This window comes from Acinetobacter celticus (genome assembly GCF_001707755.1).
In the GTDB taxonomy this organism is placed as follows: domain Bacteria; phylum Pseudomonadota; class Gammaproteobacteria; order Pseudomonadales; family Moraxellaceae; genus Acinetobacter; species Acinetobacter celticus.
In genome coordinates this window covers 111,144-124,102 of the sequence record NZ_MBDL01000010.1, presented here as the reverse complement: position 1 = coordinate 124,102, position 12,959 = coordinate 111,144, and the positions used below count along the sequence as shown (strand labels likewise).

Below are 12,959 nucleotides of genomic sequence, written 5' to 3'. Positions count from 1 at the left end.
AGTCGTAATGACTACAGTAAATAGTGACATGGTTATTTATAACCAATTAGCCCAAACAGCGTATTTAGAACGTTTGCAGGATAATTTGAATGTGTTTAACCAAGCATCAAATGGTGCAATCCGTTATGTAAATAACGTCATTCAAGGTGATTTTGATCAGAAATCTTTCTATCGTGTTGGTGGTGGTATTGAGCACCGTGATGTGAATTCTACTGCAAAGGTCACACCGAAGAAGATTGGTGCTGGTGAAATGGTTGGTATTAAAACGCCGTACAAATATGGCCCATATTCTTCTACTGAAGAAGCTTTTAAACGCCGTGCACGCTCACCAGAAGAGTTTGCAGAAATCATTGGTTATGACTTAGCTGATGCATTGGTAGCTGGTCGTTTGCAATATGGTTTAACAGCACTTAAAGCCGCTATCACAAGTAACCCTGACATGATTGCTAAGGGTAGTATTGCCACAGATGGTCGTAAGGCTTTGACAAAAGGCATGCGTAAATTTGGTGACAAGTTTGGCCGTATCTCGTTATGGGTTATGAACTCTGACACGTATTTCGATATTGTGGATGAGGCTTTAACCAATCAGGTTTACGGTGAATCTGAATTAGTGATTTATGGTGGATTACCAGGAACACTTGGTAAACCTGTTTTAGTGACCGATATGGTTGGCGACAATGATGCATTTGGTTTACAGGCAGGTGCATTAACTGTGACTGAATCACAGGCACCGGGTTTCCGTGCGTACGATATCAATGATGAAGAAAACTTGGCTATCGGTATGCGTGCTGAAGGTACGTTTAATCTGGATATCCTTGGTTATTCTTGGGATGCATCAAAAGGTGCAAATCCGACACTGGCATTGCTTGGTGCAGATGCCAACTGGCAGAAGTATGCAACCAGCAACAAGATGACTGCGGGCACATTGCTTGATCTGTCAGGCACACCATAAAAGAGGGCATTAGCCCTCTTTCTTTTTGGGAGAAAAAATTGAAAATTATCTATGCAAAAAAGAGCTCAGGCATTGATGAGCAGGGATCATTTCAGAATCCCGAATATTATTTAAAACCTGAATCAAATGCTCAGTCGGTCGTGATCTATGGTGACTATCCCCATATCAAAGCTGACTATGAAGAGTTAGGTGTTGATGTTGAGGTGCGTGAGCTACCTAAAGCTAAGCCTCTAACAATTGACGTTAAAGCTAGCATCACACCAGAACTACAAGCCACTATCGATCAAGCCAAAGCGGAATGTGAAAAGGTTGTCGCTGAAAATGATGACCTGAAACAACAAATGGAAATGTTAAAAGCTGGACTGATTCAGGGCGAGCCTGCCGATTTAACTGGCTTAGTTCCAGTAGAGCAATTTGATGCAGTCGCACTCGATTTAACCAACACAAAAGAACAGTTGGACATAGGACAAGGCGAATTCATTGCATTCAAAAATGATGTTGGTGCAATGCAAGCCCGTATCGTTGAACTTCAATCGGTTGATTACTCAAAAATGAAGGTTGATGAGCTGAAAGATGTTTTGAAATTGAAAGGCATTGAATTTCCATCTGATGCCAAAAAAGATGACCTATTGGCACTCTTAATTTCAAAGGAATAACGCCATGAGCTTTATTGCTATTGCCGAAGCTGAATCTATCCTTGGGGCGGACTTTGCCGATGATAGTGATAAGGCTCGTTTAATCAAATTAGCGAATACATGGATGCGGAATGAAGTTGGCTTTGTTCCCGATCCGATTGACCAACTTCTAAAAGATGCGTCGTGTGAAATTATCAAGGGTATTCAGGGTGGTGTGATCTACGCTGGCATTGCTCGTCAAACGACAAGTGAGAGTGTTAAAGCGGATACCGTGCAAGTCAGTGAAACATTTGCCGAAGGTAGTGTTGAAATATCTGAGTTTGAGCAAATCGCTCGGGCATACATTGCTTCACTGAACCTAAAGTCAAAAGGATTTACATTTAAGGTGTATCGGGCATGATTAAAAATAAGATTCAATCTAAAGTAGCCAAAGCTTTTGATAAAAAACTTGCTGATGCTGTTGATACATTTACATGTTCTAAAGAAATCCAGTCAGGTGACTTTGATTTTGAAACGCAGACATATCCGACGATAACCGTGGAAGCCTATAGCGGGCGCGGTGTTCTATTTGGCTCTTATTTGAAAGATATGGTTAAGCCAATGGATTACCAATCAACAGATTCAAAGGCCACAGTATTGCAGAATGAAGTCACACAGGTGCCACAAATTAGTGACGTATGGGCTATAAGCAAAGGGCGATTTAGGGTGGTGAATATTGGCGCTGATTCAACAGGATCTATTTGGGTTTGCCAGTTGCGGAAAGTTTAGTAATATTCTTCTGGAATTAAGGGGGATTTATGGAATTTAATGAGTTAAAAGAAATCGGAAAGAGAGATATAGAAATTCTCAAAAATGCAAATCAGGTAAAAGAGGAGCATCAGAATATATCAACTCAATTTTTGGAAAACGCTAAAAATATGGTTGATAGAATTAATTTTTATTTAGCGGATCTTTTAAGTAATTCTGCTGGCAACAATGGATTGACCTCATTAGATCGTAATTTAAGAAGCTGGGGAATTAAAAATACTGGAATTTCATTAACATTTAGAGTCCACGATGAAGCATCGTTGAGTAAAATGCAAACTCTAAGTCAAATAGTAGTAAAGCGAGGAAGACTCCAAAGTGAATTTAATGTTTTGGTGACGTATAAATATTCTTCTAATTTTGAGTTTGCTAAACAATATGAGAGTTTCTCAAGACATCTTAATGAGATATACATTCAGGATGTAGTTACTTTAAACAATCAGATTGAAAAAATGAAAGCGGTGCCAAATTTGATAAGTCAAAACTTTAGAAGAACCTCTATAGAAAATAGTGAATTCTGGATGAATTTTCAAGGTGAAAAAATGGTGGCAAATAAAGAAAACTTTGAAATTATTATTAAAAAGATGTTTGATTTATCTTATTGTTTGAAGTAAAAAAACCAGAAATGCAATGCCCACCTCGGTGGGTTTTTTAATGGGTGAAATTTATGTCATGGAAAAATAAACCTTCTAGTTTTGCTTTAACTGCTTTGAAAGATGCTGATCAGCACGTTCAAAAAATTGTAGGTGAAGTTTTGCAACAGGTCGTCCTAAGATCACCAGTAATGGACGGAGAGTTCCGCGCATCGCACAAAGTTACGCTGGATTCACCTGATAGCACATATCAAAAAGAATATGACGAATCAGGCTCTGAAACTTTAGCCCAAGGCCTTAAAGTCGCAGCTACAGCCCAATTTGGTGGCTTGGTCTATATCCAAACGAATAGCCCGTATGGATTGGCATTAGAAAACGGCCATAGTATGCAGGCGCCAAATGGCGTTTATGCCTTGTCATTTCAATACGTGTGTGAGAAGTACAAATGATGACAAATACCCAAGCCTTGCGGGCCATTCTTGCGCGTGTGGGCGCATTCACTGGAATGCTTAAAGAGCACATTCAGTTGGCGAACAACCCATTGCATGAAGGCAAGCCATTTGAGCCACCTGAAAAGGAGTTATGGGCCAAGATCACCGTAAATAATGCGGGGAAGTTCATTACAGGTATGGGAGATAAGCCTTGTACCAGAACGACGGGGATTATTTTTATTCAGCTATTTGCGCCGTTAAATACAGGCACAGATGCATTATCTCAATTGGCAGATAAGTGGGCTGAACACATGGAGTTTTATGGAATTGATCACCTAGAGCTACGTGAAGCAAATATTATTGATGCGGGTCATTCCAGCGCGATTGGCGACCCATCTAGCATGAGTTATTACCAGTACAACGTGAATGTGGCCTATGTGGTGAACTAGGGGTTAAGTATTACTATCTATCATTTTGTAGTGGAAAATAATTTATATTAATTCTAATGTTAGACCTCTTATTATACTTGTACTGAGAATAAAAAATGAGTGAAGATAATTTAGAATTAGATTTGTTAACAAATCTAGAAAAAATAGATATTTCTAAACTGGGTGGATTACATGTTGTGCCGATGTACAATATTTATGGGCATTTAGATACACCGTACTTAATTTCTAGATTTGCGGGTAGAAGTGAAGATGATTCTTTGTGGCTATCCTTTTATTCTGAATACCCAGATGAATCAAAAGATTTCAGCGCTACTGGGCAATTCTTTAAATTTGGAGAAGAATGGCGCAGTTTTATCTACAATAAAGTTCATAGCCTACATGGTGGAAACCATAAAAAAATTCAAAAAAGAAGAAGTGATTTAAAAAATGCTATTGCTCAAGCATTGAACGAGCCAAACATTCGTAAAGCTGGATTGTTAATACATGCATTAGGTGATTCATATGCACATACTAAAGGCAAGCTAAATACTGCTGAAGAAACTGCTTATGGAGAAATTATAGGTCATGGTTTAGCTTCAATTTGTTTTCATGATCCTGATAAAGCATTTCGGATTTCAAATAGAGATAAATATATTGAATTCATTACCGAGTTATTCGAATTGTTAAAAACTGAAAATGCTGATGAAGTGAAGTTCAGAAATTATGTGAATCAAGTGAAAGGTGCCTCATGTACAAAGGATGATTGTGCAATTGATGAGTTAAATCTAGTTGCAGAACATAAGAAAATACATAATTTTTTGTTTGATAATTTACACACGATTCCAAGTATTCAAGAGGAAGAACTATTGAATGCATTTTCTTTAATTCAAGATTAACCAAATTAATGGATATGATTGAAGATAGTTAAATAATTTAATCCAATAACCGCCTACATGGCGGTTTTTTTACGCCTAAAATTAGGAGACAGCCATGTCCAAAGGCACCGATGTGGTTATCCACATTGCGAAAGAAGAAACACCGAATACATTACCTGTAGCGCCTGAGTGGCATACATTGCGCCGTAACTCAGACTCATTGAAAAAGACAGTGTCTTTGACTCAATCTGATGAAATTGTAGATTCTCGTTTTGAGCAGGGTTCAGTCGCTACTTCTGCAGAAGCGGTCGGAAATGTTGAGTACGAGTTATCAGCGCTTAGCCAAGACATGTTCTTTGAAGGTGTGGCAGGCAACATGTTTGTTGATTCAGGCACGCCATCTGTATCAACGCTTGAAATTGGTGGCGATACCTTACCAACCTATACGATTGTGAAGCACGATAAGAAAGTCGGTTTTATTCAAGTGTTTTCAGGTTGTCGCATTGGTGAGCTGACCATTCAGGGAGATACTGAAGGTAAAATTACGGGTAGTGCTTCAATCAATGCAACGGGCTATAGCAATCCTGTTGCTAGTCCTGTGAATTCGCCATTGCCAGCAACCACAACACCGTTCATGTCATCTATTAATGTGAACGAGTTTAAGATTAGTGGTGTAAGTACTGTCGGTACAGCATGCGCTGAATCATTCACAATCACGATTAATAACAACCTGACCGCTAAACCATGTTTGGGGAATGGTAGCTTGATTCCGAACCGCTATACCGAAGGTAATGTGAGTATCACGCTAAATGTGACGCTGGCCTTAACCACAACTTCAAAAGCATGGATTCCTTATGTTGAGTCGCGCCAAAACATGACTGCGGAAATTGGTCTAGAAGACTCTAAGGGTAATGCTTATGGGTTCAATTTCACCAAGTTAGAACTCGATAATGATGGCCTTTCCGATACCAATAAAAATGATGACCATACGTTAGCTATGGAATTCCGTCAGGTAAAAGAAGCGCCAACCATTACACGCACTGAAGTATAAACATAGCCCCGAAAGGGGCATTATTTTGGGGATAAGAAAATGGCTTTAAAAGCAGAAATTCAGAAGAGCAAAAATATTTCTCTTTGGAAAGAATACAAAGATGCCAAAGGTAATGTGTTGGCAGAATTCAAGATTCGTGGCGAGGCGTATAAGCCTTACCGGGTAGCATTGGAGCGGGCACAGAATCAGGTTGCTTCCAAGGGCTATAACGTTTCCACGGCCAGTGCGGAAGACAAGCTTTATCATGAGCTTCTTTTGGATGCTACAGCATGCCACTTAATTGAAGACTGGAAAGGTGTGGTTTTCTCTGAAAATGGGAAGGAAGCAGAACAGCCTTGTACACCCGAAAATGCAATTAAACTTTTAAGCATGGGTGATATTGGTATTGCTGTATGGGTGTTTGTCAAAGCAAATGCTGAACAGATCCAATTGGAAGCAGATCAAGCTAAAGCCGATGCACTGGGAAAGTCACAAAGCTCTACCGATGGCATGCTGGAGACGGAGGCTTAACAGAGTATCAGAAGAAGATCCGCGATAAGCTTGGGCGAAAGTTGGATGATGCGCCTGAGTTTAGCTTTACAGCTCATGCCATTGTGACGGCATTTAATGTGATTGCTCGAGCACGCTCTTATCATCCCGTGGCTATGCCATTGGATGGTAGTAGTATCAATTCATATCTTGAGCTGTATGAAGCGCCGTGCGAGTTACACATCTTTGTTGAGTGTGTATTTGCTCTGGATAACTTGTTTTTGGATGATGTGAGGAGGCGGGTAGGAAAATCATCTTAGCGTGCTTTTCTTTTACCTATCTAGACTTTTTGCAAGAAAATGAGTAATTTATCACCTTAATTTAGGGGGTAACATGAAAAAATTATTAGTAGTAGCAATGATTGGGCTAGGATTAACTGCGAGTGGGTGTAGCGTACGTATGGCTGATTTAACAGTTGCCAGCACCAAAAACTACAACCTTAACTCCAGTCAGTTTGTGAAAGGTGAGCGCGTTACGGCAGATGATTCGGTTCCTGTTGTATTATTTCCGCTTGGCATTCCAAATATGAAGACTGCAATGGATAAGGCGATTGAGAAGAATAAATGCTCAGTGGCCTTAACTGATGTTGTAATCTCAAGCCTTAATCATGCTTTTATTGTGGGTAAAATTGGCTATCGGGTAGAAGGTACGCAAGTGCTTGATATGAGCCAGCCTCATTGCAGAACAGTCAATGGCATGGCTAATTTAAGCAATGAAAAGCCATTGATACTAACAAACCCAAAACCTTAAGATGACAAACCGCCCAAGTGGCGGTTTCTTTTTATGCGGTAAATTAGTATCTTGTGAATACTTATAAGAGGGGTTTTATATGAAGAAGGTGCTATTTTTGGCTGTAATGGTCGGGCTGGCTGGGTGTGAAAAGAGCGAAAATGCAAACCAGCCCAACATTGCGAAAGATGAGATTAGACCAAGTATTGAATCCAGAGAGGGTGAGTGGCGGGTCGTGGTTAATAGGGATGAGATGCGTAATACCGAATCAAGGTGGCTTGCTTTGCGTTCAGGAAATAATGCAGATCTGGATTTTCCTTATGATGGTGAGAACAGATTACAATTAGATGTGCTTGATTCAAAAAGAGGGTCTGCTCGAATTTTTTTAACAATTGATAGGGGCCAGTATGATTGTGGTAGTTATGGTTGCAGTGTGTCCGTAAAGTTTGGCAATAACCCAGTTCAAGATGTAAGATTTCATGAGTATGACACTCAGGGAGGTGATGGGACTATTCTTGTGCTAGATGGTAGTTCATCAAAACCATTCCTTCAAAATATTAGAACATTTAAAACAATAATTGTCGAAGTTCCATTTTATAACAATGGCTTAAAACAGTTTAAATTTAATACCAAGAGTTTTAACGAAGCGGAAGAAAAGCTATAGATTGATTGCGTTGTTTACGGGGTATTAAAATATGAAAACTTTAAAAATAGTAGCTTTGGGAATTATTATTGCTGTAGTAAGCATATTTACAGTGAATTATTTCTCGCTTCAAAGACACATGGTAAGTGTTTTAAAAGGCGATCCAAGGAATGAGGGTGTAAAGGTTTGGGTTCATTACAAATGGTTTATCAATCCAGCTGAGTTAAAGTATGACCTCCGAGGTATATCTGGAGAAAATAGTGCACTAGATGTGAGTCGAGTGATGCTCCAGTTTTCTGAAAAAACAAAAGATAAGCAATTCAATAAAGTTTATCTTGGCTACAAGGGGGAGGATAAATTCTATTTCAAGGGCGATTATTTTCAAAAACTGGGTAAAGAGTATGAATTTCAAAATCCTATCTACACACTGCGAACAATGCCTGAGAACGTATACACACTAGATGGTGAACCACAATATGGATCTTGGACTGGTGGTTGGTTAGGGGTGACAGGCAAGCAAATAGAAGATGTGAATACCTTTGCTAAAGACTGGTACTTAGATGATGTTGTTAATGATATAAAGTAAGCAAAAGCACCCTAGGGTGCTTTTTTAATGCTCCTCACATATGGGGAGTGAAACCTCATTTTAGAGGTTTGAGAAGGGGTAGCGCTAATTTACTTTTTCTCAATAAACTCAATTTTAATATTTCCCAAATCGTTTTTCTTCATCCTTTCAATAAATTCCTCAACCACCTCTTTGGCAACGGTCTGGGTTGTGCGTTGCATTAGCTCTTCTGGAGACATATTTATCGGATGATCTTCAGGATATAAAGCAAGACTTTGTTCTAAGCGTGCAACAAGCTCGGCTGTAATAGAGCGCTCATTATTATTAGCAGACTTCTCAATTTGCTCTTTGAGTTTTGATGGTGGAACAATTGCGAGTATGTGGAGTCGTTTAAAAAACCACTTCAAATATAAGGGTACATATCGTGAATTACGCGCTATTCACTTTGAAGATGCAAAGCATTATCTAGAGGTAATGGATTTAAAAGTGAAGGCTGAAAAGCAGGAAGTTAAAGCCGATAAGATTGAAGTAGATAAGCATTATCGAGATAACGCTTATGGCTTGGCTTTGCATATGGTGTGGGTTTATAAGTGGTGGAGAGAATTTGGCCCAGCTATTCGCACTATCAGCCCGCGGATGGCTGGTGCAATAAATGATAACTTTATTGATGGTCACAGTTTTGCAACTTACTTCATTGATAAACCAACCCGATTAGGTATTGATGAGAAAGTTGAATGCTACTCGTGGCATCTAACTCACACGGAAAGAATGGCATTGGAGTATAGAAATAAATAAACAAGAACCTCCTTCGGGAGGTTTTTTTAATAGAGCTACACTTGTAAGAGAGAATTAATTAACCATCGTTCGCGGTGGTTTTTTTACACCCAAAGAAAAACCCCGACAGTTGGTAGCTATCGGGGTTTTTTGTATCCACTTAACCGAGAAAAGCTAGAGGAAAGAAAATTTATGCCTGAAAGTATAACAGTGATTATTAAATTTGTAGAGGCAATCATGGATAAATATGGTTTCTGGAAGGTAACACTCATCATTATATTGATGATACTTGCATGGAAATCCCCCGAGTTAGTTTCGGCAATTAAATCTTAAACCAACCCACTGTGAGGTCGGTTTTTTATTGTCTGTGCGCCCGAAGGCGCTTTTTTTATGCCTAAAGGAAAGTGATATGACCACACAAACCAGTCGCTTAGTCATTGAAATTGACTCACGTAATGCTGAACGAAACACACGGGCAGTCGCCAATGAGCTTGAAAATCTAACAACTAAAGGCATTAAAGTCGACACTCAAATGACTGAAATGTCGAGTTCAATTAAAAGCTTAGTTGGCTACATGGGTGGCCTGTTAACCATTAATAAAGCTATTGCTATGGCAGATGGTTATACGCAAATGGCTGCACGTATTCGAAATGCGACCGCAAGTGCTGAGGAATACACATTAGTGCAAGACCGATTGCTTGCCAATGCCAACACAACATATCGTCAACTTGGTGAAGCCCAAGAGGTTTACCTAAGTATGGCTGGTGGTATGAAGTCGCTAGGGAAAACCACAAAGGATACTTTGGATTTAACTGACTCCCTTAGTTTTTCATTTACACACAACGCTACACGTATAGATCAAGCACAGTCTGCTATGGATGCACTTAGTAAATCTATGGCTAAAGGCAAAGTTGATGGTGATGCATGGATCTCTATTGTTACTGGTGCTGACAATGTAATTGCAGATATGGCAAAAACAACAGGCAAAACTGAAGCTGAAATCCGTAAATTGGGTGCTGAAGGTAAAGTTTCACTTGAAGACTTGATCAAAACATTGATTGCAACACGTGAGCAGAATGAAAAGCTCGCGAATAACATGGAAAACAGCTTGGCCGATGGTTTTACAACTTTGTCTAACGCCGTGACTGTTTACCTTGGCAAAGCCAACGAGTCAACAAGTGCAACAGGTGTTATGGCAGGTGCGCTTGGGGAATTAGCAAAAAATCTAGAGTCTGTGGCAAATGTGGCAATGCTAGGAGGTGTTGCTTATTTAACAAAGCGAATTGCGGAGCAAACGGTTGCCATTCGTGGCTCTATCAATGAGTCATATAAAAAACGCGCATCAATAACCGCTGAAATTGAAAGCCAAGTTCGATTAGCTACAGTTGAGGTTAATCGCACAAGACAAACTGCTTCTTTGGCTGCTCAAGAGTTAAGAATGGCTCAATTGGCATTAGTGAATGCTAAAAATAAAGATGAGCAAGCGCGTGCCACACAGCATTTAGCTATGGCTGAGGTTGCTTATAATATTGCAATTAAAAATTCCACTGGTGCTGTAGTTGCAGAAACCGCTGCACAAAATGCTCTAAATAATAGTCGTAAAATTGGATCAACTTTACTTGGGTTGGTGGGCGGTTGGACAGGCGTATTAACCTTGGGTGTAACGGCTCTAGCCGCAGGTTATATGCTTCTAAGTGATAATTCAGAAAAATCAACAAAGTCATTGCGGGAAAATAACGAGGCCGTTGGTGATGCCATTGTTAAGTACCGAGAATTAAATGGGATTCAGCGCGATGCACAAATGGCAGCTGAGCGACAAAAACTAGATGAATTGACCGAGGCATACCGTAAAGCATCGGCTGAGCTTATGGTTTACGCGAGCAATATGGGGGATATGGGGGAATTTGTATCTCAATCCCAAATTGAATTATCAAAGCTCTTTGCTGAATACCAAAAAACTGGTGATCTAGATAGATTTAATACATCGGTTCAAAATTCAAGCAAAGTTTCGCAAGATGCAAAGGATAAAACAGCTAATTTTGCGAAAGCCGTATATGAGGCAGGGGGAGCTGCTAAAACCCAGAAAGAATTTATTTCCCAACTAAGTGGGGAGCTTAATAGCACTAGCACTGCTGGTAATAATGCGGCTGCTGGTGTTCGAAATTTAGCATCAGCGCTATCAGAGGTTAATACCAAGTTAAATTCGGATGTATTCTCAGCGAAACTTCAAAATGCATTCGAAAAGCAAGGTAAATCCAGTCAGTCTGCTGCTCGATGGACAGAGGTCTATAACGAGAATACCAAGAAGGGGTTTAAAGGCGTAACTATTGAGCAGAAGAAGATGCTTGATGAGTTGGATGCAGTGGATAAACAGAGAGAGGTTCGCCAGAAAGTAGCTCAAGCCACAGCAAGTGCCTCTGCAAAGGCATCGAAAGTAGCATTAACTCAGCAAAAAAAAGAGGCAAAAGAATTAGAGCGCGATACAAGACAGGCTTTAGAGGATGCGAAAAGTCTTATCTATGACTACACCAGTGAATTCACCCGAATTGAAACTGACTTAAAAAATGAAATTGAAAAAATCAATAACTCATCATTAAAGTCGGATTCAAAAACAAAGATGATTGGTGATGCGCGAACTATATCTGAGGCTAGAAAAAAGCTTTATGCAACAGAACTTGATTTCGAATTGAGTGAATACAGTATGTCTGAGTCTGAAAAACTAAAAGCTCAGACAAATATTAAGAAACTTCGTGTTGATTCCACCAAAGGGCTATTAGTAGAAGAACGCAAGTTAAAAAAAGATTCTGCTGACAAAGAGAGTGCTCACGAACTCGGCCTAATCCAACTAGCCAAAGAACAGCGCATTTTTCAGATGCAACAAGGATTAATAAGTGCTAATGCTCAGTCTGAACGGTACTGGGAGCTTGAGCGCATTCGTATAACTCGAAGTGCTCAAGATTTGGAAGAACGTAATCGGCAACTAGAAATTGCAAACGCCTTGCAAGCTGAAGAAAAGCGCACAAACCTAAATACCGCAGTCCAGCAATGGGGTGGTATTAATGCTGAAATGACGGGCACGACAGATCAATTCAATTTTGAAAAAGAACGGTTTGATCGACTTGATGCCTCCCAAGCTTTATTTGATGCTGAGCTTGCAATGGCTGGTGAAAACTACGCACTAAAAGAGCAGGCATATCAGGCGTATGTAGACAGGATGATCGCCATTGAAAATGCTTACCAAGTGTCTTCTGTTCAATTGCAGTTGGGGTATGGCGAGCAAATGGCATCCAGCATGTCTACGATGATGGGTGCGATCTTCGGTGAAAAATCAAAAGCCTATGCAGCTGCTTTTGCAGTCGAGAAAGCATTTGCAGTAGCTCAAGCCGCGTTAGCAATGGGGCAGAATATCGCTCAAGCTTCAAAGATGGGCTTTCCATACAATATCCCAATGATTGCTGGTGCCATGGCCCAAGGTGCGCAAATTGCATCTATTATTAGTTCTGTCGCACAACCAACTGGTTATGCCGACGGTGGTTTCACTGGTGCTGGCGGTAAGTTCGATCCCGCAGGTATCGTTCATAAAGGTGAAGTGGTTTGGTCACAGGAGGATATCAAGCGTTGGGGCGGTGTGAATGTGGTGGAAGCCATGCGAACATCTCAGCCACCCAAAGGTTATTCGGATGGCGGTTTAGTTACTCCACAAGACACCTACCGCGTTGGCATGGGAACTGTGGATGCTATTAATCGCGGTGCTGATGTTCAGGCTGAGAAGCAGGCTCAGGCGAATGTTAAGGCGCAGACGGCTAATCCACAACCTATCGAAAGTAATGTACGTGTTGGAATCTTTGATGATCGTGCAGATATGATGAATGAAATGTACGGCAAAAAAGGCGAAAAGGTTGTCATGTATCATTTAAAAAGAAATGGGATGTTAAAGGCTTAATTAACTAC

General features: G+C 40.2%; 17 protein-coding genes. 16 read left to right on the top strand and 1 reads right to left on the bottom strand.

Going from position 1 to position 12,959, the window contains the following annotated elements:
- Positions 1-7 precede the first annotated feature (7 nt).
- From BBP83_RS09625 to BBP83_RS09565, 14 genes are all read left to right on the top strand, one after another.
- On the top strand, positions 8-952 hold the full coding sequence (locus tag BBP83_RS09625; protein WP_068887921.1) for a major capsid protein: 945 nt from the start codon (positions 8-10) through the stop codon (positions 950-952).
- A gap of 38 nt (positions 953-990) precedes the next feature.
- The gene (locus BBP83_RS09620; protein WP_068887919.1) at positions 991-1,608 is read left to right on the top strand and encodes a HeH/LEM domain-containing protein; all 618 of its coding nucleotides are present in this window, start codon (positions 991-993) and stop codon (positions 1,606-1,608) included.
- Positions 1,609-1,612: 4 nt separating this feature from the next.
- The gene (locus BBP83_RS09615; RefSeq protein ID WP_068887918.1) at positions 1,613-1,987 is read left to right on the top strand and encodes a hypothetical protein; all 375 of its coding nucleotides are present in this window, start codon (positions 1,613-1,615) and stop codon (positions 1,985-1,987) included.
- Positions 1,984-2,355 (top strand): glutamate 5-kinase, encoded by a 372-nt coding sequence (locus BBP83_RS09610; RefSeq protein WP_415502428.1) that lies wholly within the window; start codon positions 1,984-1,986, stop codon positions 2,353-2,355. The genes BBP83_RS09615 and BBP83_RS09610 overlap by 4 nt, the downstream gene beginning before the upstream one ends.
- 29 nt (positions 2,356-2,384) lie before the next feature.
- The gene (locus BBP83_RS09605) at positions 2,385-3,005 is read left to right on the top strand and encodes a hypothetical protein (protein ID WP_068887916.1); all 621 of its coding nucleotides are present in this window, start codon (positions 2,385-2,387) and stop codon (positions 3,003-3,005) included.
- 53 nt (positions 3,006-3,058) lie between these two features.
- Positions 3,059-3,433: a hypothetical protein gene (locus tag BBP83_RS09600; protein ID WP_068887914.1), complete on the top strand. Its 375-nt coding sequence runs from the start codon at positions 3,059-3,061 to the stop codon at positions 3,431-3,433.
- A complete protein-coding gene (locus tag BBP83_RS09595) occupies positions 3,430-3,864 on the top strand; it encodes a phage tail terminator-like protein (protein WP_078055428.1) in 435 nt (144 codons plus the stop codon). The genes BBP83_RS09600 and BBP83_RS09595 overlap by 4 nt, the downstream gene beginning before the upstream one ends.
- Before the next feature lie 95 nt (positions 3,865-3,959).
- Positions 3,960-4,739, top strand: a complete 780-nt coding sequence (locus tag BBP83_RS09590; protein WP_068887912.1) for a hypothetical protein — start codon at positions 3,960-3,962, stop codon at positions 4,737-4,739.
- Between the two features lie 94 nt (positions 4,740-4,833).
- On the top strand, positions 4,834-5,769 hold the full coding sequence (locus tag BBP83_RS09585; protein ID WP_068887908.1) for a phage tail tube protein: 936 nt from the start codon (positions 4,834-4,836) through the stop codon (positions 5,767-5,769).
- 39 nt (positions 5,770-5,808) lie between these two features.
- Positions 5,809-6,279 (top strand): hypothetical protein, encoded by a 471-nt coding sequence (locus BBP83_RS09580; RefSeq protein WP_068887907.1) that lies wholly within the window; start codon positions 5,809-5,811, stop codon positions 6,277-6,279.
- 41 nt (positions 6,280-6,320) lie between these two features.
- Positions 6,321-6,557: a hypothetical protein gene (locus tag BBP83_RS15020; RefSeq protein WP_078055427.1), complete on the top strand. Its 237-nt coding sequence runs from the start codon at positions 6,321-6,323 to the stop codon at positions 6,555-6,557.
- A gap of 73 nt (positions 6,558-6,630) precedes the next feature.
- Positions 6,631-7,047, top strand: a complete 417-nt coding sequence (locus tag BBP83_RS09575; RefSeq protein ID WP_245669736.1) for a hypothetical protein — start codon at positions 6,631-6,633, stop codon at positions 7,045-7,047.
- Positions 7,048-7,126: 79 nt separating this feature from the next.
- Positions 7,127-7,690, top strand: a complete 564-nt coding sequence (locus BBP83_RS09570) for a hypothetical protein (protein WP_068887905.1) — start codon at positions 7,127-7,129, stop codon at positions 7,688-7,690.
- Between the two features lie 31 nt (positions 7,691-7,721).
- Entirely contained in the window at positions 7,722-8,255 is a 534-nt protein-coding gene (locus BBP83_RS09565) for a hypothetical protein (RefSeq protein ID WP_068887903.1), read from the top strand.
- A gap of 89 nt (positions 8,256-8,344) precedes the next feature.
- Here BBP83_RS09565 and BBP83_RS09560 read toward each other — a convergent pair whose 3' ends face one another.
- Positions 8,345-8,641 carry an Arc family DNA-binding protein gene (locus tag BBP83_RS09560; protein WP_068887901.1) on the bottom strand — a complete coding sequence of 99 codons (297 nt, stop codon included), beginning with the start codon at positions 8,639-8,641 and terminating at the stop codon, positions 8,345-8,347.
- On the opposite strand from BBP83_RS09560, the gene BBP83_RS15505 reads away from it, so the two are divergent.
- Both BBP83_RS15505 and BBP83_RS15500 read left to right on the top strand, forming a co-directional pair.
- Complete coding sequence (locus BBP83_RS15505) at positions 8,613-9,029, top strand: hypothetical protein (RefSeq protein ID WP_068887899.1); 417 nt, start codon at positions 8,613-8,615, stop codon at positions 9,027-9,029. The two genes, BBP83_RS09560 and BBP83_RS15505, sit on opposite strands and share 29 nt — an antisense overlap.
- Positions 9,030-9,417: 388 nt before the next feature.
- Positions 9,418-12,951: a tape measure protein gene (locus BBP83_RS15500; protein ID WP_068887897.1), complete on the top strand. Its 3,534-nt coding sequence runs from the start codon at positions 9,418-9,420 to the stop codon at positions 12,949-12,951.
- Positions 12,952-12,959 lie beyond the last annotated feature (8 nt).